The following is a 23,893-nucleotide window of genomic DNA, read 5'->3' on the forward strand; positions in this document are numbered from 1 at the left end:
AGTGGCCAATTCGCACATCTATTGAGCAGGTGGTTCATCTCCAGCAGTCTTGAAATCAATCACCTTGTGAACTGTTCTATGACACCCTGAGTCTGTCACCAGTGATGTTGGGTCGCTGCCCAACACACTTACAGTGTTGGGAAACAGACCAACAGGTAGCGGATGCCCACAGAGCAGACTTTCCAGTATACCCATGTCGAAGCCGGGCTCGTCGAGAATGTCGTCGTCCGGCGGACAGAGGATACCGAGACATACCCCTCGGGCTGGAAGTACACGCTCCATCTGGGCACACTGGAAGATCTGACGCTCGTCCGGTACGACAACGCACACGAAGACACCAAAGGGCACGAACATCATACCGCAGCCGGCGATGTCGATGACGTTGCGTTCCCCGGAATGGAAGAACGCCTCATCGAATTCTGGACGAGTGCAGACGAGTACTGGGATGCCGTCGACGGCGGCCCGGATCGGCCCTACTGACCACAGCGACCAACCAGACAATCATGACGACACTCCACATCACCGTCGGCGACCGAGAACAGCTCCGTGAGGACGCACTGCAATTCGTTCAGGAGGCGGAGACGAACGAGCAGAGCAAGCACGATGAGAAGGTAGTCATTCAGTTCGGGAGTTACGACGACCTTGTCGACAGCCTCACCCCCCTTCGCCTGGAGCTTATCCGGGCTATCGCCGAGAACAACCCCCAGAGCATGCGCGAGGCCGCCCGTCTCGTTGATCGCGATGTTTCCGATGTCCACTCGGATCTCAAACATCTGGAGGTCCTCGGCATACTCGAACTCGAAGAGGGTGGCCCCGGTGGCGCGATGCAGCCAGTCGTCCCATTCGACCGAATCGAGATGCATATCGATTACCCGCTCGTCGACGACATCGATACTACACCGGCCAGTGTGTGAACGGGCGACCGGAAGCAACTACTTCTCAACTGGCAGAACCCACGCTACCACCGATTTCGATTCTCCACGTCGCGATGGGACTGGGACTCCTTCGCCGCTATCGAGTCCTACCTGAACGCACCGAATGAGGATGTCATCGACACTCCGCTCGCAGGACTCGAACTGTGAGACCTGCCGCTACCGATAGCTTTCGTGAGTCACACCGGGAATGGTTCCGAAGTGGCAGTCACCGGCGAGAACAGGCTCATCACGCTCTATAGCGGTTGCAGCGATTGCCGCGTCTCCTTTGCCAATACCCGGCCCCTCACCGTCGTCCGCATCAGCCATCCGTTCACCGAGTAACCGACCAGCGCGGCGGGAGATGCTCGGTGTCATATCGACCAGCGGGTACGAATCAAGCACGGCTTCTACGGTCTGGCGTTCCTCACGGGTATTCGCGATCTTCCCGACGCCAATGTATAATTCCAAGACCGTCATTGATGGAATCACCAGTGGAACGTTCGCTGCTTCGAGCTCCCGTTCCTTTTCGAGGGCCGCTTCGATACCGTCGATGATATCCAGAATGAAGCTCGTATCGACAATCATTCGAATCGCTCCGCGACATCCCGAACTCCGTCGCGGTCGTCCTGATCAGCCTGCTCGATGGCGTCCCGCATCTCAGCCACCTGGTCCTCGTCGAACACGCCGCGTAGGTCACTGAGTGACCGCCCACCGATGAGCCGCTCCACGGCGTCGCTGAATGACTCGTCGTCACGCTTGTTCGCTTTGATCCGTTCGTATACATCATCCTCAAGACGGACTTGATGTGACATCCTTGTTGACAGCGTTGACACTCTATCGGAATCAACATTTGGGTGCTATAGCAAATAACACCAGTTAAGACTCAGATTAAATATCATATGCTTATGGATTTCAGAGAATAGCTACGGAGCAGCAGTACCGGTATTCCCGTTCGACTCAGTGAATGGAATATCTATTTCGAGACCATCGTAGGCTAACAGTGGCTTCTTCGCCTGACCCGACCCGCCGCCTTCGAATTCGATGACCTCGATGGCTGCCAGTTCGGAGAGGTTCCGATGGACCTGCTTGTAATCACGGTCGACCAGTGCAGCAGCCTCGCTGATACTCGCCGGTTCATGTTCTGAGATCGCCTCCAACAGCTCCAGATTCTTCGGACTGAGCAATCGGCTGAGCTCTGCGTACGAGTCGAAGTTCAGCACTGGCTGGGCCTCGTCGAGGTCTGCACCCTCCTGCGCGGCCTTGATTCGGTTACGAGTGCGCTGCTCGAGATGGTCGCTATTTCTGACGGTGACTTTGAGTGTTGCCATGGTGTGTCCCTCCTAGCGGCATCCTACGCTGACCAGCTCCACGAGACAGGCGACAGTGCGGTTCCCTGTTAGATTGGGCACCGGTCAACGCGACCTGCTTGGCGGTGGTCACTCGCCTGGAGTAGACTGGTACTGACCAATGAGAATTGTCCCGACACGGGCAAGAGTGTAGATCCCCGCCGTAGCGCCGGCAAACGGCAACACGGCACTCCAGACAACATCGGCCCGCTGTGCGAACTCATAGACGAATCGTAACGGGTCGAGCCGAAGCGTCTGAATCAGGAACGCAACAAGACTCAAACCAGTTACCAAAACGAGCGCAATCGTGAGCCAGAATACGAAAATGCCTGTGATAACGACTCCCTCCCGAATCGCCCAACTCAACCGCTGCCAAACGTCACCTGAGAGCGCGTCTGATGCCATAACTGGGGTTCCAGTGCATTTCACTAAAAATTGAATCAAGCTACAAAACCGGTTTGAGCCACCCGGAGATAGGTTTCTACCTCAGAATACGCGCCCTATTCACCTATGGAAACGCTGCTCCCTAGACAAACCACTGTTTTCGACAAAAGAGACTTGACCCAGCAGGATGTGCGACGGATGGCCGGCCGGTGACCCAAAGTATTCCTCATCGACGGCCTCCTAGATATCAGGTGAGTGGGCGTCGGTTCCTTATTACGTCGGGATGTCTGCCCGGCTGCAGTAAGGAACCCGAAGCGATCAGCCTACGCCGCGGAGTGTCGGCATCTAAGACACTCCGAAGTTCGTCTTTCCAGTGGTGAAAATCTGTACAATAACAGAGAATGTTTGGCCGATGCAACAGTAGCAAGGGCCGATGCCCTCCACGTTCACCGATACCGACAGCTACCCCACTCGACGGCAGGCTCTTGCAAGCATTGGCACAATAGCCGCCAGCGCTCTCAGTGGTTGTAGCGGACAGCTTCCTGGAACCACGCCGACACGGCTTGATGCCGAAACGACAGTCGAAACCGACACCGACCCACGTGTTCTGTGGGAATATCCACCGCGAGAAGGTGACGTGGATGGGATCGGATACGCCGCAGTCGAGGTCGACCGGATCATACAGAGCGGCGGCCAGCGTCCCCAGATGCACCTCACATTCAATTCAACTATCGGTGGAATCGCGTCTAGCTCACCATATGAAGGGTACCAACCTGATTGGTTCCGGTTTCGTATTTGGCCACCGTCGGCATATGAAGGACGTATCAGTCACGAAGTACGGGTTTCACCACCGGGCCAGTGGGAGGAGTTCTCCACGTACTACGATATACAAAGCTCTGTCCGCCGGACCTCTGTGGAACTCCGAAACGTCCACACTCAAGGGACGATTCAAATTCCTGCTGTGTTTGACCCGGGAGCAGCACCCCTTCCTGAGCGGTTGCATTGCTCATTTATAGTCCAGGCGTCCCGTCCTGGTTTCTTCGGCGAGACAGTTCGCGTAGCCGGGCAGGATACGCTTCCTCTCGGTAATGAATAGTGGCCGGTTTATTCTGGAACGCTGTGGGAGATATTCACTCCGTATTGACTGGGATTGCTGAAGCCTGTCACGAGTTTAGAAGGTCCTTCTCAGAAGGATTTCAGACGTAGGACATCAGCCGGGCCTGCTGGGCCTCTTCAGGATCGGGAACGAGGTCGTAGCGCTCCAGTGTCGATTCAGACCCGTCCTGATCCTGTTTGAGCCCCTCGAAGACGAGTTCCGGTGAGACCTCCAGAGTGTGAATATACGACCGCCCGCCGGCCCGACCGAGGTTACGTTCATCGCGTTCGAGCAAGCCATAGAGGCGGATCGAGTCAAGGAAATCGTTGACCCGCCGCTTCGAGCGAGGTTCGTAGCCACACACCTGACAGATGTTCTCATAGACCTGGTAGATGTTCTTCGCACGGGGAGAGGCTTCGTCGTCGATGTTGAGGAAGGCCGTCGCGAGCAACGCGAGTTTCATCTGCGAGGTGAGTTGTTCGCGAACGATTGTGAGGACACGCTGTTCCTCGACGCGGCTGCCAGCCTCTTCGACGTGGGCTTTGGTGACCTGCCCGGCGTCCTGTTTGCGTGCGATATTCCCAGCCGTTTCGAGCAGATCGAGTGCCTCGCGAGCGTCGCCCTGTTCCTGGGCGGCCCGGGCAGCGCACAGTTGGATCACGCCCTCGTCGATGATCCCGTCCCGGAACACGAGATCGGCGTAGTGCTGGAGGATATCAGTGAGTTCAGTGGCATCATATGGTGAAAAGAAAATTTCGTACTCACAGAGCGTGCTCTTGACCCGCGGGTCCAGCGAGTCTTTGAACATGTGGTTGTTCGAGATGCCGATGACGCCGACGCGGGTGTCCTCCAGTGACCCCATCTTGCGGGCCCGGGGGAATTCATACAGGAGTTTGTCGTTGTCCGCGCCGAGCATATCAATCTCGTCCAGGACAACGACGACGTCACCCTCGAGGTCGTCGAGCTCGTCGTACAGTGTCGACCAGAGGAAGCCCTTCGTCGGCCCCTGTTCGGGAACCTGATCGTCCGGGGGCCGGAGCTGGTTAACGAGCGAGATGAGGACGTTGAAGATACTGTCGTCCTTGTTGCAGTTGATTTCGAGTATCGTGACCGGGACATCGTGCTGAGCGGCTTCGGCGCGGAGAAATTCCATCATCTTCTTCGTGACGACAGTCTTGCCGTTGCCCGTCTGTCCGTAAATGAAGACGTTGTTCGGCCCGAACCCTTCGATGACGTCCTGCAGGGCTTCAGAATAGCGGCTGACTTCGTCCTCCCGGCACAGAATCGTCTCGGGAGTATAATCCTCATCGAGAGGCCGCTTATCGGCGAAGATTTTCCCAGGATCGTCGAACGGGGAATCCATGTTGGATGTATTCTCAGACCAATCGATAATAAATCCCTAGTTCGAGTGTTTCGAGTGTTTCTCCTGTTCTAGTGCGTCGTGGCCCGTTTCACCCCCTGTTTCGAGTGTAACCATCATATAGAGGGGCTGTGTCGGCTATTTCTGAGCATTTCTTATTTTTGTCGAAATAGTGAATGTTCGCCACCCCCCGTTTCGAGTGTTCTTTCGATCTTGCTCAGCGGGGGGTGCTGTGAGTCCGACAGTCACGCGTTGGACTGTCTCGGAGAAGATCAGTGATATATCTCTGACCGGTAGATTCCTCCAACGAACTTATTGCACGAAACAAGCGGCTCGTTTGAGATCCGGGTTGGGATCACAGCGTCATCAAAATCATCTCACCCTCGGATCGGTTTCTGTGATTGTTCGGTGTAGAGTTAACAACGATTCTACATCAAGAGACTTATTACCTAGACTATAAGTATACAAAACATGTCGGATATCGCTGAAGCTATTTTGAATTTTGAGGAATCAACACCTCGCGTTGTTGCTGACTTAGGGAGCAGTAGCTTTGAAATTAGGCATATACGAGATGATGTGAAAGAACGCTACTCGGACACTGAATTCAACGAGGCTTATAAATTAATAATGGCGAATCAAGTCACAGGTGACGATTTTAAACAGCTTATTGAGGAAGCACGGTACAAAGCACAATCGTTGATTTTTGAGTCTGTTATTGTGTTTGTCTTCCCGTCGGACCGCTACCAAGCAGTTTTTGCCTCGTTTGACTATCAAGAGGATTTTCCGGCCGTTCAATTAGTACAGCAAGTTACAGAACCAAATTCGGTTTGATAGTCCTCAACTACTCTACGATTGCCTCGCACTCTTACTGACCGGGTCTGTCAATGACACAAATTTCGTGAGGGTGTTTCTACGACACACTCTGAAAATCAGACAGTCCAACTCACACACACCCCCCGTTTCGAGTGTTCTGCCGGAATCACCCGTTCCCCCAAGTCCGACTGAATCTGAGGGTGTCAATTCCATTGGTAGCAGCCTGCTGAGGGGAAGACTTCAAACCAGGCCATGCTGGAAATCAGGCTGGATGATACTGCTGTTTTGAATGGTATATATATTCTTTTCTACTAGGTAACGTTAGTAGTAGTAGTAGACAGCTAACTCCTAGGATAAACACTCGAAACGGGGGGTGGTACGGACTATCTTTATATACTAATCGGATGGAACTGCTCTTCTCCTAAGGAGACGGTCGTTCAGGAAGAAACACTCGAAACGGGGGGTGTGTGTGGCCCCACTCGTGAGTCAGGCTGGATCAACGGGGCCTACATATTGGCTCGTGACAGAGTCACCTTCTCGCCACTGCAAATAGTAGTAGTCACGGCCATCGATGGTTTTCGTCGTGAGGGTGCCCTTCGTTGAGGAAATCGCTGCTTTCTCGCGAGCTGACTCGAGTTGGTCATCCCAGTCATCCACATCCCACCCCTCCGGTGTATCGGGCTGCTCTGTTGATTGTTCGTCAGCTTTGGCCGCCGCCTCAAGTTCTGCACAGAGTGTCTCGATCTCTTCGAGTGTCCGGTCGTATGTCCCAGTCAGGTCTGTTGAGAGTGCGTCCCGGTCGATGGCCTGGAGTTCTTCGAGTGCGGTTCTGGCGTGGGAGCGGTCGGACATGTGCTAACCAACGCTTCGCGGGAACTTGGCGGTTGTGTTGGTTAGTCCTGTGCAGTCTGGATTGAGTCCGCTGCCAGAATAGCACTATCCCTCTTCCAGCGGCTGGTTGATAATGGCGAAGATATCGACAGCCTTGAACTCTTGATACCGCTCCTTCCCGGTTGTTTCGGTCAGGATGTCTTGTGCCTCGAGTTCCTGAATCGCGTTCCGTGCAGTCTGTGCGGTCACATCCAGTAGCTCGGCAACGTCGTTGGTGGTCACATATGGTTGCTTGAACAGGCGCATCGCCAGCCGGTCGGCGGCTGTTTTCTCGTGCCCATAGGTTCGCTCGTACTTTCGACGGAGCTCTCGAAGATCGTTGGTTCGTGCAACTGCCTCGGCCGCTTGCGATCGAATGCCCTCGACGAAGAACTCTAACCAGGGCTCCCAGGCGCCCGTTTCACTGACTGTTCGCATCCGGTCGGCATACTCGATTTTGTTGCGGTTGAAGTACGCACTCGGATACAGATACGGCTGCGTGAGGTAGCCGTTTTGAATCAGCTGCAACGTGATGAGAATGCGTCCTAGACGGCCGTTCCCATCCTCGAAGGGATGTATCGTCTCGAACTGATAGTGGACGAGCCCGAACTGGACGAGATCGTGATACTCGCTGGTTGTGTTGCAGTACTCGACGAGATTCGTCATCAACTCCGGAATTTTGTCCGGTGCCGGCGGGACGAATGGTTCTTGGAACGACGAGGCTGCCGGAAGATTGATCGGCTTCGGACGGAATTCCCCGGGGTACTCACAGTGGCCACGCACGTCCGCCATCAGTAACTCGTGTAGGTCTTGTAGCAGTCCGAGTGTGATCTGGTCGCCCTCAGAGAGTCGAGCCGCACCTTCGGTGATTGTCCGCTCGTAATTGAGTGCCTCCTGGACATCCTTCCGAGTGGTTCCGCTATCGGCGAGTTCCTGGGACCGGAATACGTCCTCGATATCGATGTCTGCACCCTCGAGCACTACCGACTCGACGGCTTCGCGACGGACCATCGTCGTGTACAGGAGTGGATTGGTATCTGTCTCGTCGCCGATTCCTTCCAGCCGCCCGAGCTGATAGATCGCGTCTTGCAGCAACTGCTGGAAGTCGGCATCGAACTCCAGATCACGTGCCGGTGGCAGCGGGTCTGGGAGATAGTACGTCCGGCGTCCGAACGGAACATACTCGCCAGGTGCTTCATCGGAAAGGCTGTTTCCCGCCATTTTGCTTGCAGCCATCATATTCGGGCTAAGGCAAAAACACTGGTGGTGTATTTTGGTTAGCTCGACAAACGTCCGATATCTATATATATGTGGAAAATCGGACACCACCGCTAACCCAAATCAGGGATGGGAGCCATAGTTCGTTCACGTGACCGGGACTTGGCGTCCCACCCGTTGTGAACGACTGGATAGATGTGCTCGCTCCGTTCGTGTTACGACCACTCACTCCACTCCTGACAACAGGGGGTCGCTCCCGGTTCCTGCAGCTAGCAGACAGCGGCCTCGGCGGCGGCAGGGCACATACCACCGCGTCCAACAGCGTTGGTTCAGTGCCGGTTCCCGTCCTATCCGGTGCGTGTCACAGGGTTAGGGCGACGACTCCACCACAACGGGTGTGACGCCACCCGTCGCGGCTTTGTGGTCGCTGTTCTCCAGGAGATCGAGACCGACGTAGCGCTTCTCAAGCAGTCCGTCGGCTGTTGCCATATCCATCGCGAGAATCTCGGTTTGGGTCTGATCCCGGCCGACTTGTCGCGTCTTCTCGACGATGTCGCCGCCGCCGATCTCGACTAGTTTCTCCCTGACGCGCTTGACCGTCTGGCGGTGGGGCTCCTTCCCGAGTTCGGCGGTGAGGGCTGTCTGCAGGTCGGCTTTCGTCATGAACACGCCGCTGCCGTCGGTTCGTGTCGTGGCAAATTCCGGCCAGCGCTTGGCGACGGTGATGGCGCGGTAGGTGTTCTGGCGGTTCGACCGCTCAACGAACATGGTCTTGACTTTCGACTGCCGGCAGTTCGCGAAGAAATCCAGGGGCGAACTGCTGGGTTCGATGTCCTCGGGTAGCTGCTCGGCATCCTCTTGATGGTCGCTATCGGCTTCGAGTTGCTGGGCTTTCGCGATGGCACTCTTGGCGACATCGTGGGTCGCCTCCTGTTGGGTTTCGAGTTCGTCGAGGCGCTGGTCGTTCGTGGCGGCGTTGCCCACTGCTGTGGTAGCAACGTCATGTGTTTGTTCAACCTCATCCTCCAGGTCGTCGACGCGTTTCTGGAGGTCGTCGATGGTCCCGACCAGCAGCTCAAGAACACTCGAAACGGGGGGTGGCACCTCGTCGCCGAGGTCACTGACGAGCGACTGGAGGGCGTCGATGTCCGTCCCATCTCCTCCGATGTCCATGCCGAGTTCATCGGCGAGTGCGTGGTCGGTCGCTGTGCTGTCGGTCCCGCTGTCGTCGGGGGTCGTGTTTCGTGGCATCGTGACCACAGTGCCCGTCCCCGGAATCGAACCGGGCAGTGCCGACCACGGCACGGGCTATCGGTGACGTGGCAGGCACTATCTGGACGCGGTAGTTGGCTCGTGGCAACTCCGAGCTGTCTAGTGGATTTGCCTCGTAGCAACGGCCTGGACGCGACTAGCACCACTCATTGGGTGGCTCCGGTGTCGGTGGACTCAGATTCTTGTCCCCCACCCCGGTGCTTCGCAGTCGTCGTGGTCAACGCCGTCGTGGGTGCCATGCCCCGTCATCGTTCGACCACCGCCCGGCGCTCGATGACAACGTCATGTGCATAGTCACCGCGGCGGTACTGGTCGTAGTAGTTCTCGACGGTGGGGAAATCGCTCGTCCACTCCGTGTAGTGGGCGAGGTCGCCGACCATGTAGCGGAGCCGCCACTGATCGGTTTCTGTGGTCGCTGTGTCGGTCGCAGTACCCGGCGAGGGGTCAGCACGGGCCATTAGGCATCCCCTCCTTCGAAGGGGCCAGGACGGCTGCTATCGCGTTCAACCAGTGCGCAGTCTCTGGTCGGGACCGTGAACGACATGAGGTCGTCAGTCCGACCGATGGCCTGCGCCAGCTGCCGGCGTGTGGCTGTGTCGGGTTCGGACGCCCGTAGCCGATGGAGTGTTTCTGTCGCGAGGTCGGCCAGTAACACGCCGGTGCTGTGTTCGTCGGTGGAGCGACAGACCAGCAACAGTGGCTCGCTGTCGGTGGTCGTGATGGCGACGATCTCGCCGACAGTCGGGTGGGCAGTCATCGGGCCACCTCTCGATGACAGGATTGTGGGGTTGTACCAGGACCTGAATGAGAAGGTTGTGAGTGTGAATCACAAATTATTTTGACAGCAACTGTATACCGATTGATTGGGTTCTGGTCTCCGCTCCACTCTCCCCCGAATCCCCCCCGATTCATCGATTGGCCCGGGGCCGGAACCCGTCGTCGTGGATGGCGACCCCACACCGTGGGTTGCACGCCGCTTCCCACCAGCAACCCACCATCCCCACCATTCCTTTGGTGCCGTGACTGTGTGAGTCGCGTGGTCGTGCTACGCGTGTGAGAAATGGTGGTGTAGCTGGCTGTTGTGATAGAACCGACAGACTGAGAGCGGCTATCACAACTGTTTTTGATACCAACTGTATACCAGTCGGTTAGGTTCTGTCCCCCGCTCCATGTTCCCCTGATAGCCAGTTGTCCTATCGAATGTGTTGGGTGCAGGACCTGTCGCCGGTAACGGCGACTGTGGGTGGTGCGTGGCATGCCGTTTTCCCCCGGCTGCCCACCATTCTGCTGTTCGGAATCCGAGAGTTGTGTCTGCACGCCGACCCCGGGCCGTTGCTGGTGTGAGTCGAACGAGTTGGGATCGCGTGGGAAACCGCCTGACAGCGACGGGATATCACAAGCGTTTTTATAACCTCTCGTATCGGTTTCAGGTGGGTTCCGTGCCCTGTCAGTTCCCGGAGACACCACCCATCCTATCGGTTGTTTCGGGGCCGGACCCCAGTTTTCGGGGTGCTTCGCGGTGTATTCAGAATCTATAATGAGGCGAAAATTACAATTATAGGGACCATCCAATCTGATAGTGCAGGTACAAAGTAGTCCACTTTGTCCTGAAAAATTGTCAGAGGCACGCGAGATGGTCCGCCGTCCACTGCGACGGCGGACTGTTCCACGGATTGCTCTGTGGTTGAATCCCCGGCAACAACCGTTATCAATGAGCTTTACGTTTATTCTGGTAGGGTACCAGTCGGTCATCACTTGCCCGGTGACTGCGTGCCTCTGACAGCATCGGCCGACTGTGTCCCCGTCTTTGCCCGCTGAGCGACGGCGCTGCGTGAGTTGCTGGGGCATTACTGTGCACCTCCAGCGACGGGTCGGGACAGCTCACACAGGCCTGCAAGTGTTTCCGCCTGACGCTGGAGTTCGTGTCTGCCAGCGTCAGTCAGCGTATACACGTTGGTGCGGGCGTCGAGGTCGTCTCGGTTGATGAGGTCCTGCTCAACGAGCTGGTCGAGATTCTGGTAGAGGCGGCTGTGGTTGATCGGACCGGCGTAGCGCTCGTCGAGGTAGTCCTTGAGCGCGAGGCCATACGGATCGCCGTCGACGGCGGCGATGGCTTCCAGGAGGTCGCGCTGGAAGCCCGTCAGGTCGTGGTAGGTCGTCATCGGTCGCCTCCGGTGGTATGCATCTGGCCAAGGCTGGGAGGTGACATGGTAAGAGCCTGGGGCGCGCGTGACCGGAAGTGGATTTTTGGCGTCCGATTTTCGCCTCTGGCCCGCTGTGGCGTGTTCGTGGGCCGCTCAGGCGATGACCGGAAGATGACCGGAAGTGAGCGGATGTACCGCTGTCTGGTGGTTTCCGAATGACCGGAAGTGCCGGTCGGTGGCGAGCGATGCGACTCTTCGTGGGTGGGCTGGTCTGCTGTCATGGGTTCAGTGCGACGCTGTGTGCGAGAGTAGGCGTCGCTTATTTCGTGATGTTACACCCGACACCCATAATACTTGCTCTAGAAGAACACTTGTAGAGAGACATTACTATGTCCGAACCGACCAAAATGCTCTCAAAGTGTCTAAGCCCGGACCAGACCCAACGGTCACCAAAATCGACGTTTTGAAAGAAATTAGGCTAGCTTATCCACCGGTTCAGGCCCCTAAAGATCTCGCTGAACGGCTGGAGATTAGTAATACGGCAGTCAGCAATAAGCTAAAAGATATGGAGGAAAACGGGTGGGTCGAATCAGAACGTGTGGGGCGTGCCCGGGTATATTGGATAACGGATGATGGGCGAGCTCAGTTAGATCCAGAGTTCTCGTCAGGCAACCAGTAGACAACTGCATTTCCTACTTTATGACGTTCTATTCGAACTTCAGGCCCCATTGATTGCAAACGCTGTCGGATTCGAGTTTTAGATAGTCCAACCCGCGTGGCAATGTCTGAGGTAGTTACAAACGGTTTCTCTACATCTTCAAAGCATTCGAGTAGTTCTTTATCACTAACTTTCCGCTCTGGGCCTCGGGCAGACATCTTGTCTCATCCGATAGTTGTTTTTCTAGGGCAATAGTTTTTTGTTTGTCTAGCCCAACAGTACAAGTAGGAACACACGCGCCGCTGGTCGATTTTGCACGAAATCGCCCCGGTGGTAGGAACACCGAGGCGCGTGGTTCCAGGAGAGAACCAATGGCAACTACGCAATCCAATCCACAAGAACGTACCGCACGCGAACTACTCACCCAGGGCCGACCGCTTTCCTTGGCGTCGACGGCGACGGCGCGGCGCATTACTGGGACAGCTACGAATTCGCTGTGGCTGTTGTCGAGGCTGACGGTGACGCTGAGAAGGTTGTGCTGGCAGAGACGCCCTTCGAGACGCTCGGAGAGTGGTGTGAATACACGCGTGGGGAGCGTGGCTGGGATATCGGCCCGCACGTCGGTGGGTCGCTCGTCGGCGATCTCCTGCGAGGTGTCGAGGCATGAGCTGTACTGTGGAGGAACGGAAGCGAGTGCGGCGGGCCGCGAGAGCGATTCAAGAGGAAGTTGCTACTGAGTCGGTTGATGTGCTTGCGCCAAGCGCGAGTCAGTACGGTGAATGGACGTTGGATGCCGTGCTTCGGGACTGTGAGGGTGTGCCGCCGGAAGTGCTCAGGGAGTTAGCGTTGGCCGGGTTGACGTTGCAGCCGACGCCGGCACAAGCCGAGTATCAGCATGTGGCAGCGACGGTGTAGGACGACAGTGGCTATTTTCGTCGACCCCCGGGGGTTGAGGGAGTATTGGCGGTCGACAAAAATAGTGAAGTGAAACCGGCATAGAGATAGGCTGTGTCCCGGAAATCGGGCATGGTCACAGACGGACCCTCGTGGGGTTGAAGCTCTGTCCGCATCACTGCTGGGACGGTGAGCTGGCATGGTTACAGACGGACCCTCGTGCGGTTGAAGACAGAATATTCACCTATCGGAAATAGCTACGCACATGATAAGGGTGTCATAAAACGATTAGCACACCGAAGAGCAGGGTGAACGCTGAGGTGGTATGAGCCCAGCGACCCTGCAAGATGAGCCCCTCGCGCTGTGTCTTCGCCTCGTCGTCGCAATCACCAACTACGAACGAGGAGACAATCCGGGCAGTACCGTGATCACGGTGTGCGAACTCTTCTGTCCACTCGGTCACGGTCCACTCAATGACAACGTGGACTGAGTGGGCGTTGGAAGGCGTGTCGGTTCTGTTCCTGCCAACCGAATCTTGAAGGAATCGCGACCGGGTGGATATGATACCCTCGTAGCCGAGCCAAGCTCTTGAAAACAGAGCGAGCGGGTTCACTAAGCAGTGGCAGAGAACTAGCCCGTGGGAAGACGAACAATCACCGTAGACCCTCCTGAGTCGCTCGTGTCAAACAATATCGTTCCGTTCGAACGGCGAACAACTTGATTGACGAACCACAGACCGAGTCCCGTCCCATGGTTTAACGGATTGATTTCGCCGTCCGCTGTCAACACGTTCCATTCTTGTTCTGGAATTCCTGGTCCATCGTCTCGTACCGTCAGTTCAGTCATCGTCTCCGTGCCTCGGAGATGGAGATCAACCCTCGGGTTCGCTTGGTCCGAATGAATAATCGCATTCTCTACCAATTCCCGAATCGCTTCAGCAATCTCACGCGTAGTGCTCGCCTGACAGTTGGGATCCAAATCCGTCTGCAATGTCGCGTTAGGGTATTGCGTCTGCACGTCTGAGACAGCCTCTCTAATTGTTGGAGCCAAATCCACATCGACGGTTTCAGCGTTCTTGATCAGAAGTTCCGTGATTCTATGCTGATTCTCCGCCATCTCAACGAATTTTTCACTTTTTTCGAGTATCTTCTCAGCGTCGGACAACACCGCATTTGACCCTTGCTGTTCGATAACTTCGGCATGCCCTTGGATCACATTCATATCATTCTTTACGTTGTGCCGGAAGACACGGCTGAGAACTTGCAGTTGCTCGCGATTTGCTTGTTCCTCAGACACATCAATTATGTGTACCACATGTCCATCGATGTCGCCACTGTGCGTTCGAAGCGGCAAACTCCGTGTTTCACCCGGGAAGACCTGTTCCGACTGTTTCCGGTAATTGAGGAGGAGTGCTTCCCGGGAGCTATCTGTCGTCTCAAGCAGGCGCTCCACATCTGTACTCTCGTCGGTAATCGTGCTGAGATGCTCTCCCTCGATGTCGCCACTCTCGTACCCGAACAGGTCGGCGAAGCCCGGATTGCACGCCGTAACCGTGCCATCGAGGTCCGTGACTACGACTGCGCCGCTGACGCTATTAAATAACGACTCGTACCGCTCTTTCTGTGCGCGTATCTCGCGGGTTTGCTGGACCTGTTCTGTAATATTTCGGACGACACCGATACCGCTCTCTGGTTCTCCGTCTTCGTCGAATTCAACCTCGGCTGTTTCCTGTACCCATCGTGTCTTACCGTCTACCATAATCCGATGCTCACTGTCGTAGCCACCCTCTTCTAGTGCTTCACTCCACGCGTCGTCAACGGTCTCACGGTCTTCGGGATGAACCAGCTCTAGGAACCGTTCATACGTCATCGGCGTTCCAGGTTCCAAGCCGAAGATCCGATAACATTCATCCGACCACTCTAGGTCGCTGGTATCGATGTCCAGGTACCAACTCCCGACGTGCCCGACCTCTTGGGCTTGCTCCAGATGCGTCTGGATTTCTTCTTCTTTCTCCCTGCGAGCGGTGACGTCCCTCGAAATGACCGCGACACCCCGTTCGCCATCGTAGAGTTCCACCGGGACAAATCGTTGCTCGGCACAAACCTCCCCGACCGATTCTAAGAAGAGGTCAAATTCGAGGCTTAATGTCTCCGACCTGTCAGGTTCTCGAACCCACTCGCCGACATCGGGTTGCTCGTCCTCTAAGAGCGCGTCGATCGCGTCCACAAACCGGTGAGGCTCTTCGTCAGGTGCAGCCATCTCCTCTGTGACTGACTCAATTGGGATGCCCTTGATCGTCTCCAGAGGCACGTCTGCAAAATCAAGTGCCGCATCGTTGGCAAACTGGATTCGCTTGTCCCCGTCGATGAGGAACGCGACTTCAGTCATCGCCTGCACGACGAGTTCATGCGTTTGCAGGCGTCGTTCGCGTTCTTTCCGGTCGGTGATATCGTCGTAGATTGCGACAAAGTGGGTCACATCTCCCGAATCGTCCGTCACCGGCGCGATAGTGTGATTGGCGACGAACTCTGTGCCGTCCTTGCGCTGGTTCACGATCTCCCCGCTCCAGGCGTCGCCATCCAGAACGGTCTCCCACAGATCGGCGAAAAACGCATTGTCGTGCTTGCCGGAGCCAAGCAGATCGGGTGTCTCACTGAGTACATCGGCGGGCGCGTATCCGGTCAGCTCCTCGAATGCTGGATTCACGTACTCGATCTGCCCATCCACGTCAGTAAAGAAGACAGCGTGCCCGGTGTGCTCAACCATCTGTTCGAACTTCTGCAGCCGTTGTTCGCGGTCCTTTCGTTCTGTGATGTTTCGCGTCGAACCGACGATTTGCGTCACCTCGTCATCGATGACTACCGGTGCAAGTCTCGTTTCCCACCACGATCCACTGTCGAATGCTGAGAGGTATTCTTCGTACTCAATGGACGTTCGTCCGTTTACACACTCTTTGTATTTTTCGCGGATCGCATCACTGTCCGTCTCGTTGGTGATTTCGCGGATCGTTTTTCCCTGGAGTTCGCCAGCTGGAGTGCCTGAAAATGTCTCGTATGCAGGGTTGACCTGATTGACGCGAAACGTCTCGCCACCGTCTTCGACGTTGATGACGAACAGTCCATCCTGCGCGTTCTGGAACAACGTGTCTGCCCGCTCTAGGTCGTACAGGCGTTCCCTTTCTTTGGTGATATCGTTGAAGAAAACAGTAACACCCGTGTCGTCGGGATAGACTCTGACCTTCCACCACGTTTCCAACGCTTCGTTGTATCGTTCGAAGGACGTCGTTTGCCCGGTTTCGATCGCTTGCTCGATCGCGTCCTGTGCTTTGGTTTCCTCGGGGTTGGGAAAGACATCCCAAACGTGCTCGCCGAGAAGTGCCTCAGCGTCGGTGTCGAGGAACTCTGTTGCTCGTGTGTTAACATACGTGTACCGGAGTTCGCCGTTGAGAGACACTACGCCATCTGAGACGCGGTCGAGTGCATTGCTTCGTGCCTGTTGCTGCCCCGGTAAATCGGTATTGGAGCGGTCTGAGGAACTCATATCGATTTTCTATGCTTCATTATGTGTTCAGTTAGTCAGCCGTTGAACCGTGTTGTTGATCCGTTTCACGTTCTCTGCCTGTTCATCATTGGCGGAAGCGACATCTTCGATTTCGTCGGCGACGGTATCTGCCTGTTCGACTAACTCGTCAACCATGCTGGCGACCTCTTCCGTGCTGGCGGCCTGATCGTCAGTCGCGTCTGAAACTTCACGGATTCCCTGTGACGCTTCTTGGACGGATTGAGCAATGTCTTGCAGTGTGTCCATCGCTTCGGTAACCTGTTCGATACCCTGATCGACTTCCTCGGTGGTTTGCTCAAGACTGGAGACCGTCTCTGCAGTGTCTTCTTTGATATCCGACACCATCGTTTCGATCTCGCCGGCATGTTCTTGCGATTCCTCTGCGAGACTCTTGACCTCGTTTGCAACCACCGCGAATCCATCGCCGGCATCGCCGGCTCGGGCAGCCTCGATCGAGGCGTTGAGGGCGAGCATATTGGTCTGGTCGGCGATGTCGTTGATGACCTCGACGATCTCGTCAATTTCATCGATACGCTCCTGTAACCTCCCAACGTCGGCGGCAGCGGTCTTCGCGGAGTCGTCAACACGTTCCATCATGTCGATAGCTTTCGTCGCAGCCGTCCGTCCTTCTTCGGCAAGCGTCTCTGCGTTCTCGCTGGTCGTGGCCACCTCTTCTGCAGTCGAAGCAATTTCCTCGACGGTCGCGGACATGTCAGCGACTTCACCTGACACCTCCCCCATTGAATCGGCCTGGTCGCGGGCCTTTTCACTGATCATATCGGTGCTTATTGCGATGTCGTCGGCAGCCTGTGTCGCTTCCGCCGTTTCCTTATCAACGTCGGCGATGACCTGTCGTTGCTGTTCGAGTTTGGTTTCGAGTTGCTGGCTGTACGAATGGATATAGGTGTCCATGGCCACCTGCTGGTCCAGGTTCATTATTTTCAGCATCGATCGAGTGCGGTCGGCAAGTGTATCCAGCGCTTCATCGGGGGTCAAGGCGTCACTGTGCTGTGTTGCGACACCACCGTCTGTCTGCGCCAGGTCAGATTTCAGATCTTCGACCACTGCGTCGATGAGGTGTTCGTAGAAGACGCTGTAGGCACCAAGATAGATTTTCGGCCCGAGATCCAGCATATCGTGAATCTTGCCAATCCGGGCTCGACTCTGGAAGTGTTGCCGACCGTATTGGCCGTCAAACAAGGCATGGAGGTACTGACGCTGGTTTTTCTTGAGTGCCTCGATTCCCTTGCTTGATCGCCCGAAGATCTCGATGGTTTCATCGTACGACTGGAGGTGGTCGTAAAACTCCTCGACAGCCTCGTCGATAACAGGATCAACAACAGATTCGAGCGTGGTCAGTCGTTGTTTGTCCGCCTCGTCGAAATTTGTGAACTCTTTTCGCCACTTGATCTCCTGTCGGTCGATGCCGATTTTATCAACCAGTTGCGTTCCATCAACCTGCTGTCGGTCGGTAGACGTGATTTGATTATTGTTTGATTGGTACACAAATGTACAATACTCGATAGACTCATCAAAATACTCCCCAACTGGTTGGGTGTCATACCGAAAAATGGCTGTGCCGCTGGAACGCATTGATAAGTGAAATGGGGGTAGGGTGTACCCTCAGCGGAGGCTGTCGTCTTATTAATACCGTGCCGTCATAGGTAACCGTGAGAATATCACGAACACCGCAACAAGAGATTCACCGACAACTGTTAGAAGTGTTCGAACAAGCGAAGTATCCTCTCACGAATCCAGTTGAGCTCATTCCTGTGTTACCTGACGGAGCAGCAATAACTTTCCAAGCGGACGGAGTTACATTGGGAGCGATGGAACTTGGTATAGAGTACGCTGAGTATCAAGACTACCCATACGAAGACGTGAACAGCCTCGTTGCTGATCTCATGACAGGATTGCGGGATGACGATGTATTCGAGTACTCTCCACCCAAATAAGAGTTATGTCAGTTCCCAACTGAGTCGAGCAGGTCTGAAGCGGTGGGCGGATTGAGGAGAGTGACTCCATGAGAATCCCGCTAAAGCCCCTAGAGCGTGAAGTATGTCATGGAGTCCTGAAGGTCGATCTATGACATGCCGACGTGGCCGTCGATGGCTCGGTCGAGGCCAGCACAATACACTGCCAGCCCACAACGAGGCGAGTAGATCTGGACTTACCGCGACGGTTCGGCGTGTCTATCATACATTTCGGGCGACAGTCCTTGCACCGGTTGCCCTGGTCCGCCACTACCTGCTTCCGATTCTCGCTTTCGCGATTGTCGTAGTCGTCGTGCTCTGGCTGTTGAGTTAATCCCGATAGATCGGGCAACGAAAAGCGACTGGTCATGTGCCTCAAGCAGTCATAGCAGGCAATCGAGGCTAAGTCTATTGAGCAGTCAGTTCTGTATCGATCATCACCGTATTTGTGGGTGAATGGACGACCATGATATCGACAGTCTCGCCAGTATCCACTGAACACGCGCGATTAGTTATTCGAAACTCGAAGGATGACCCGGCAGCAAACGTGTTTGTCGTGTCTTCGTGGAGAACGCCTGCATCCCAAGATTGCCCCACCGTCCCCTCACTAAGCAGGTTCTGGTTACCCTGGAAATTTCCCTCATCGAACGGGAAATACGTCGGCGTCGACGCGGTCCGCGTCGTTGGAGCAGGCAAATTGATGAGTCTAGTTGTTTTCTCACATGCCCTGACAACGATTTCCATTTCAGACACTGCAACGGAATCACCAGCGATATGTGTAAATCGGACGATTTGATCATCTGCACCGCTCCTATCGCCGATAAATTCTGCATTAGATTGTCCGACCACCGGGCCAGCATCGTTTAGATCATCAGTTACTCCTAGAGCAAAGACGGATATCGTCGCTCCAAGGATCACAACAATTGCTACCAGCAAAATGGTTGAAACGACTGGAGAGACAGCGCGCGGCGACTGTGGAATCTCCATACTATAGTCTCAGCTTGCTTCAACGGGAATAGCTACTGGAAGAGGGCGGAGAATTCCCAGATTCTCTATGACAGGCGGAGACTACAGGAGAGAAGGAAGCCTATTCGTAGTCGCTTACCCATTCAACAACCTCAGCGAAAGCAACGTTTGCTCTAACGTCGGTAATCTCTACAGTAACACGCCCCCCGACCTCGGTATCGGGAACAATCACTACAAACCCTCGCTCAACACGCGCGAGTCCGTCGCCCTGGTCGCCGAGTCCTCGATATCGACGGTGCGTTGTTCGTCTTCCGTAACCGGCGGCCCCTGTGGCCCGCGATTACTCTGAGGCTCTGTCTCGCTCTGTGAAGACTCAGTGTCAGTCGGAAGCGAAAGCAGCGCAACGCGATACATTGCACCGGCCTGCAGAGACCCAGTCTGTAGTTCCTGTTTGGGTACTTCAATCACATAGGAGTCGTTGCGTTCTTCGACAGTGCCAGCAAACAAACACCGTAGTTGAGATGGAATATTCATTCGAAGTATCGTACGCAGTGTACGTATCCAGCAGCATTTGAGTCTATGGTCTGTGTCTACGCTGGTCCAGCGATCTCGTTGGAGACTTTAGGCGACGATTCTCATACCGGTTGCTCCGTTCCAGCAGTCCCTGCTTCCGATTCGCGCTTTCGCGACTGTCGCCGTCGCCCTCCAGTCACTGACCTGCTCCTCCCAGAACGGCCACCGCCTCTGAGAACTGTTATAAGAGCCACGACAGCGACACACAGTCACCAGCAACCGACTATCCCAGAACTGGGCTCACAGGAGCAGGTGTGGTACATAGTCTTCCATAGCACTATCGACAAGCTCCTCGAATAGTGGGTTTATACGCCTTGAGAACGGTATTTTAGATATGATTCAGCGGATGTGGAAAACGGTCAAACAGTACCTTGAGTCGGGTTCAGAGAGCCACGCCGCAGTTGATGCGTGCATAGAGTGTGGAGAACCATCGTTTCCAAGCGCTGGCCGGTGTGCTGATTGTTTAGACAACTAACGATACCGGTCCTGAGAGGCGCTGTTCCTCACTGGTGACAGCAGCGCCAGCACCCGAGAGATGCAGTGTGACGTAGAGTTCCAGTATATACGTTCATTCTGAAATCTGGCAAACACTTATCCTCGGCGCCAGTTGAGTCTTAGATGGAAGAAACACTGTCACTCGCTCCTTCCATCCCCGTTCCATGCCTGATGACACGCAACGTCTCGGTCGCTGCCCGAACTGCGACGAGCGCATCACGACTGCATGGATTCTGGTTGAATACGAGCGAGACGATGGGACAGAAGGCATCTGGGCGGAATGTCCGACGTGTGAAGACGTCGTTGCACCAGAGTAGTGATACTGTTCCAGGTCGCCGGTTCGGCGAGCCCCCGATAGGAATTCATCGAAGATGTCAGCCAGGTCTGTGGCGGTGAACTCGGACCGCCAGTCATACGAAAACTTTCCCTATAGGGAATCCTATAGGGTTTGCTATATCCCATTTTCAACAGGTGTCTGACGTAGATTTATGCCTACAGAGTATCCTATAGGAACTACTATAGCCACATGACAGAGACACTACGCGCCGCCGCGTTCCTCGACAAAGGCGGCACTGGGAAGACAACCACAACGGCCCACCTCGGCGTCGCACTCTGCGAACAGGGTCACAAGGTGCTCCTCATCGACCTCGCCGGGAAGCAAGGCGACCTCGCGAAACACTTCGGGGTCTGGGGGCAGTACCGAGACCAGATCGACGCTGATGAGGCGTGGCCGAACATCAGCACAGTCTTCGACGATGCCTGGGACACCATCGCCGGGAAGCTCGGTGACGACGCCGTCGCTGATTTGGTCATCGCAACCGATGAGGGACCGGACCTCATCCCTGCCCACCCTGGGCTGGACACGCTGGATGCTGAACTCGGGAACATCGACGATGCTCGTGAGCGCTACAGTCGGCTTGAGCAGTTCCTCGACGAGTACGTCGACCCGCTCTCGTACGATGTCGTCCTCATCGACCTGCCGGGCATGACCAACAACGTCTCCTACAACGGCCTCTGGGCGGCACGGCACGTCATCACGCCGGTCGAGATGGGGCCGTTTGAAGCCGAGCAGGCAAACGCTCTTCGCGAAGACCTCGAGAAAATCGCGGAGAATTTTGCGGTCGACATCGACCTCTCGCTGGTTCTCCCGAACAAGGTCGACACGAGAACGAATCTCGCCGAGGAGTATCTCGAATCGTTCCAGGAAGCGTATCCCGATGCAATTGCGCCGGCCTACGTCCCGTACTCACAGGATATCCGCAATGCTGCCGAGAGTGGCGAGACGGCCTTCGCGATAGCTGAACCCTCGACCACAGCCGGGCGGGCTCGTGACGCCTATCTCGAAGCCGCAAGTGCCCTCGTCGAACAACTGGAGAGTGAGACCGATGAGTGACGATCCCGACCTCGAGGACCTCAAAGCACAGACCTCACAGGGCGACCGGCTGGACTCCGCAGCGAAGGAGATGGACCGACAGGACCTCGTCGAGGATATCGTCGACGAACTCGAGGCCATCGATGCCGGTGAGCAGCAGAAGACTGTCAGTGTGTGGGATGGCCAGCTCGCCGCGTTCATTCGAGCGCTCGAGGCCAACCCCGAACATCTGGATGCGGTCGGCAACGGGCTCCAGGAACAACTCGATATCGAGGAGACCGAAATTGATCGAAGCTCGGTGCTTCGGTTTGCGCTGCGGGTGGGCTTTCAGGAGGCGGCCCCAGAGCAGTTCGAAGCCGTCCGCGACGCGGTGCGAAAGCAAGCGACGAAGGGTCTATAGCTTTTCCTATAGGAATTACTGTAGCATTTGCTGTATGATATCCTATAGCGATTGCTGTAGGCCCTCGAGAGATTTCATATATCCAGATATGGTTTATTTAAGCCCAGGAAGCAGTAGTTGAGACTGGCGCTCTCAATGTATACGTCTTCGAATCGCTTCGTGGTTGAACGTACTCACTACTGGTGACTCACACAGTATCATAGTTTCAGCATTTTCAGAGCTTTCAGTCCTAATACTCATTACGGGAAGTGCCGTAGATTCAATCAACGATGTCTATTGATCGAGACACATTCGAGAACACGAGCGAGGACGAACTCAAGGAACTCTCTGTCCCTGATCAGGTCCTCGGATTTCTCGCTGCCCACGGGGACCGTGCGTTCAAGGCAAGTGAAATCGCCTCTCAAATCGGCATCGATGAGGGCGCAGTCAGCACCTCCCTTTCACGGTTGAAGGACCGCAGTCTCGTTGAACACAAGGCGGCGTACTGGGCAGTAACCGACGACACTGATCGCCTCGACGGGTATAGTGGCTACGAGCGAGCGACTGCCCTGTTCAACGAGCAGGTCGGTGAAGAGGAGAAGCAATCGTGGCGCGAACACTCTCCCAGCGAGCCACATCCGAGCGTGGAGAACGAATAGTGACCGAGGTGGAAGCTTCGCCGATTAGTGAGTTAGGTAACAGAAGTGATGTCTCTTCCCGTCATAGACACGTCGAGCCGTTGTCGTGAGTCCAGATCCACTTGCTTCGCTGCCATCCGGCGTTTCTTGCTGACGGGCCGTACCTGAGCCACGACTCTGAGTAGGCAGCCTCTCTCAAGACGATTTCAGTGGACGGTCCGTCTTTGCAAACGATTCCAGAGTGGTCTCAGGGACTCCATTTCGAGCAAACAGGGAGACGAAATCTCCAGCGTGGATTCTCGTGTCTCCCTTCGGTGTAATCACCTCGTCCTCGCGCTTGATGGCAATGACGAGAACCTCCTCCCCGAGCATCGATTGCTCGTTGGCTTCATGGAGTGTTGTATCAGCAATTGGGGCGTTCGGACTGACCGTCACATCAACTACTTCGGCATCACCGGAGAGCGAGACCATGTCGGTCATCATCTTCTTTTCTGCTGCGCTGTCAGGCTTGAAAGGCTCGTAGGGCGTAAAATACTCTTCCTGAATCAGATCTTCGTCCGCAATTTCCAGTCCCAGTTTGCTGAGGTGGTGGGAAATCTGAGTAAGATCGCTTATTTCCTCGCCAACAGCTTTGATTTGGAGATTTTCACGGCCTGATCGGAGTTCACGAACATTCACTACCCCAGGAACGGAAAGTGCCTGTCTGGCGAGACTTTCCTGTTCGCTTGCAGAAGTGTTACAGACAAATAGATTGGTCAGGCGGCTCTCACACCGCTCGTAATCGATGTCAGCGTGATACCCTTTGATGATACCGTCGTCCTCAAGGTGGCCGATACGATTGCGAATCGTGCCTGGAGAGACGTCGATTTCATCGGCAAGCATCGGAGTCGAGATGTTTCGTGCGTCTTCCTGCAGCGCGTAGATGATACGCTTGTCAAGTTCGTCGAGACTCCGACTCATATTGAAA

At 55.3% G+C, this 23,893-nt stretch carries 25 protein-coding genes and 2 pseudogenes; 11 read left to right on the plus strand and 16 right to left on the minus strand.

What is annotated here, in order from left to right:
* The first annotated feature begins 162 nt into the window (after positions 1-162).
* Positions 163-480, plus strand: a complete 318-nt coding sequence (locus tag ACOZ4H_RS19765; RefSeq protein WP_336330938.1) for a toxin-antitoxin system TumE family protein — start codon at positions 163-165, stop codon at positions 478-480.
* Between the two features lie 23 nt (positions 481-503).
* On the plus strand, positions 504-914 hold the full coding sequence (locus tag ACOZ4H_RS19770) for a transcriptional regulator (RefSeq protein WP_424330972.1): 411 nt from the start codon (positions 504-506) through the stop codon (positions 912-914).
* 177 nt (positions 915-1,091) lie between these two features.
* Here ACOZ4H_RS19770 and ACOZ4H_RS19775 read toward each other — a convergent pair whose 3' ends face one another.
* The 5 genes from ACOZ4H_RS19775 to ACOZ4H_RS19795 all read right to left on the minus strand — a co-directional run bounded on the left by ACOZ4H_RS19775 (position 1,092) and on the right by ACOZ4H_RS19795 (position 5,103).
* On the minus strand, positions 1,092-1,499 hold the full coding sequence (locus ACOZ4H_RS19775; RefSeq protein WP_424330973.1) for a PIN domain-containing protein: 408 nt from the start codon (positions 1,497-1,499) through the stop codon (positions 1,092-1,094).
* The gene (locus ACOZ4H_RS19780) at positions 1,496-1,726 is read right to left on the minus strand and encodes a DUF7557 family protein (RefSeq protein ID WP_424330974.1); all 231 of its coding nucleotides are present in this window, start codon (positions 1,724-1,726) and stop codon (positions 1,496-1,498) included. Before ACOZ4H_RS19780 ends, ACOZ4H_RS19775 begins: the two co-directional genes overlap by 4 nt.
* Positions 1,727-1,837: 111 nt before the next feature.
* Positions 1,838-2,242 carry a transcriptional regulator gene (locus tag ACOZ4H_RS19785; RefSeq protein WP_424330975.1) on the minus strand — a complete coding sequence of 135 codons (405 nt, stop codon included), beginning with the start codon at positions 2,240-2,242 and terminating at the stop codon, positions 1,838-1,840.
* 108 nt (positions 2,243-2,350) lie between these two features.
* Entirely contained in the window at positions 2,351-2,665 is a 315-nt protein-coding gene (locus ACOZ4H_RS19790) for a hypothetical protein (protein ID WP_424330976.1), read from the minus strand.
* Between the two features lie 1,175 nt (positions 2,666-3,840).
* Positions 3,841-5,103, minus strand: coding sequence for a Cdc6/Cdc18 family protein (locus tag ACOZ4H_RS19795; protein ID WP_424330977.1), 1,263 nt, complete (start codon positions 5,101-5,103; stop codon positions 3,841-3,843).
* A 468-nt stretch (positions 5,104-5,571) separates the two neighbouring features.
* On the opposite strand from ACOZ4H_RS19795, the gene ACOZ4H_RS19800 reads away from it, so the two are divergent.
* A complete protein-coding gene (locus ACOZ4H_RS19800) occupies positions 5,572-5,931 on the plus strand; it encodes a hypothetical protein (protein ID WP_424330978.1) in 360 nt (119 codons plus the stop codon).
* Positions 5,932-6,399: 468 nt separating this feature from the next.
* On the opposite strand, the gene ACOZ4H_RS19805 is transcribed toward ACOZ4H_RS19800, so the two are convergent.
* The 6 genes from ACOZ4H_RS19805 to ACOZ4H_RS19830 all read right to left on the minus strand — a co-directional run bounded on the left by ACOZ4H_RS19805 (position 6,400) and on the right by ACOZ4H_RS19830 (position 11,435).
* The gene (locus ACOZ4H_RS19805) at positions 6,400-6,765 is read right to left on the minus strand and encodes a hypothetical protein (RefSeq protein WP_424330979.1); all 366 of its coding nucleotides are present in this window, start codon (positions 6,763-6,765) and stop codon (positions 6,400-6,402) included.
* Between the two features lie 84 nt (positions 6,766-6,849).
* Complete coding sequence (locus ACOZ4H_RS19810) at positions 6,850-8,004, minus strand: Fic family protein (RefSeq protein ID WP_424330980.1); 1,155 nt, start codon at positions 8,002-8,004, stop codon at positions 6,850-6,852.
* A gap of 366 nt (positions 8,005-8,370) precedes the next feature.
* A complete protein-coding gene (locus tag ACOZ4H_RS19815) occupies positions 8,371-9,252 on the minus strand; it encodes a hypothetical protein (RefSeq protein ID WP_424330981.1) in 882 nt (293 codons plus the stop codon).
* Between the two features lie 266 nt (positions 9,253-9,518).
* Entirely contained in the window at positions 9,519-9,731 is a 213-nt protein-coding gene (locus ACOZ4H_RS19820) for a hypothetical protein (RefSeq protein ID WP_424330982.1), read from the minus strand.
* Complete coding sequence (locus ACOZ4H_RS19825; RefSeq protein ID WP_424330983.1) at positions 9,731-10,030, minus strand: hypothetical protein; 300 nt, start codon at positions 10,028-10,030, stop codon at positions 9,731-9,733. The genes ACOZ4H_RS19820 and ACOZ4H_RS19825 overlap by 1 nt, the downstream gene beginning before the upstream one ends.
* Positions 10,031-11,120: 1,090 nt before the next feature.
* Positions 11,121-11,435, minus strand: a complete 315-nt coding sequence (locus ACOZ4H_RS19830; RefSeq protein ID WP_424330984.1) for a PadR family transcriptional regulator — start codon at positions 11,433-11,435, stop codon at positions 11,121-11,123.
* A gap of 400 nt (positions 11,436-11,835) precedes the next feature.
* On the opposite strand from ACOZ4H_RS19830, the gene ACOZ4H_RS19835 reads away from it, so the two are divergent.
* The 3 genes and pseudogenes from ACOZ4H_RS19835 to ACOZ4H_RS19845 all read left to right on the plus strand — a co-directional run bounded on the left by ACOZ4H_RS19835 (position 11,836) and on the right by ACOZ4H_RS19845 (position 12,990).
* Complete coding sequence (locus ACOZ4H_RS19835) at positions 11,836-12,096, plus strand: ArsR/SmtB family transcription factor (protein ID WP_424330985.1); 261 nt, start codon at positions 11,836-11,838, stop codon at positions 12,094-12,096.
* A 350-nt stretch (positions 12,097-12,446) separates the two neighbouring features.
* A pseudogene (locus ACOZ4H_RS19840) lies at positions 12,447-12,742 on the plus strand (hypothetical protein).
* Entirely contained in the window at positions 12,739-12,990 is a 252-nt protein-coding gene (locus ACOZ4H_RS19845) for a hypothetical protein (protein WP_424330986.1), read from the plus strand. The pseudogene ACOZ4H_RS19840 and the gene ACOZ4H_RS19845 overlap by 4 nt, the downstream one beginning before the upstream one ends.
* A 609-nt stretch (positions 12,991-13,599) precedes the next feature.
* Here ACOZ4H_RS19845 and ACOZ4H_RS19850 read toward each other — a convergent pair.
* Together ACOZ4H_RS19850 and ACOZ4H_RS19855 are read right to left on the minus strand one after the other, a co-directional pair.
* Positions 13,600-16,509, minus strand: a complete 2,910-nt coding sequence (locus ACOZ4H_RS19850) for a PAS domain S-box protein (RefSeq protein WP_424330987.1) — start codon at positions 16,507-16,509, stop codon at positions 13,600-13,602.
* Between the two features lie 27 nt (positions 16,510-16,536).
* On the minus strand, positions 16,537-18,123 hold the full coding sequence (locus ACOZ4H_RS19855; protein ID WP_424330988.1) for a globin-coupled sensor protein: 1,587 nt from the start codon (positions 18,121-18,123) through the stop codon (positions 16,537-16,539).
* A 77-nt stretch (positions 18,124-18,200) separates the two neighbouring features.
* Here ACOZ4H_RS19855 and ACOZ4H_RS19860 point away from each other — a divergent pair, with 77 nt between their 5' ends.
* Positions 18,201-18,485, plus strand: a complete 285-nt coding sequence (locus ACOZ4H_RS19860) for an MTH865 family protein (protein ID WP_424330989.1) — start codon at positions 18,201-18,203, stop codon at positions 18,483-18,485.
* Between the two features lie 426 nt (positions 18,486-18,911).
* Here ACOZ4H_RS19860 and ACOZ4H_RS19865 read toward each other — a convergent pair whose 3' ends face one another.
* Together ACOZ4H_RS19865 and ACOZ4H_RS19870 are read right to left on the minus strand one after the other, a co-directional pair.
* A complete protein-coding gene (locus ACOZ4H_RS19865; RefSeq protein ID WP_424330990.1) occupies positions 18,912-19,490 on the minus strand; it encodes a type IV pilin in 579 nt (192 codons plus the stop codon).
* A 100-nt stretch (positions 19,491-19,590) separates the two neighbouring features.
* Positions 19,591-20,003, minus strand: a pseudogene (locus tag ACOZ4H_RS19870) (TRAM domain-containing protein).
* Positions 20,004-20,701: 698 nt separating this feature from the next.
* Between ACOZ4H_RS19870 and ACOZ4H_RS19875 the strand changes: the two are divergent.
* The 4 genes from ACOZ4H_RS19875 (at position 20,702) to ACOZ4H_RS19890 (ending at position 22,947) form a co-directional block, all read left to right on the plus strand.
* The gene (locus ACOZ4H_RS19875) at positions 20,702-20,854 is read left to right on the plus strand and encodes a hypothetical protein (protein ID WP_167545048.1); all 153 of its coding nucleotides are present in this window, start codon (positions 20,702-20,704) and stop codon (positions 20,852-20,854) included.
* 209 nt (positions 20,855-21,063) lie between these two features.
* Positions 21,064-21,930, plus strand: a complete 867-nt coding sequence (locus ACOZ4H_RS19880; RefSeq protein ID WP_424330991.1) for a ParA family protein — start codon at positions 21,064-21,066, stop codon at positions 21,928-21,930.
* Positions 21,923-22,309, plus strand: coding sequence for a hypothetical protein (locus ACOZ4H_RS19885; protein ID WP_424330992.1), 387 nt, complete (start codon positions 21,923-21,925; stop codon positions 22,307-22,309). Before ACOZ4H_RS19880 ends, ACOZ4H_RS19885 begins: the two co-directional genes overlap by 8 nt.
* Before the next feature lie 269 nt (positions 22,310-22,578).
* The gene (locus tag ACOZ4H_RS19890) at positions 22,579-22,947 is read left to right on the plus strand and encodes a MarR family transcriptional regulator (protein ID WP_424330993.1); all 369 of its coding nucleotides are present in this window, start codon (positions 22,579-22,581) and stop codon (positions 22,945-22,947) included.
* Between the two features lie 174 nt (positions 22,948-23,121).
* On the opposite strand, the gene ACOZ4H_RS19895 is transcribed toward ACOZ4H_RS19890, so the two are convergent.
* A complete protein-coding gene (locus ACOZ4H_RS19895) occupies positions 23,122-23,886 on the minus strand; it encodes a winged helix-turn-helix transcriptional regulator (RefSeq protein WP_424331044.1) in 765 nt (254 codons plus the stop codon).
* Positions 23,887-23,893 lie beyond the last annotated feature (7 nt).

The sequence above is a fragment of the Haloarcula amylolytica genome (genome assembly GCF_049705545.1).
Classification (GTDB): Archaea; Halobacteriota; Halobacteria; order Halobacteriales; family Haloarculaceae; genus Haloarcula; species Haloarcula amylolytica_B.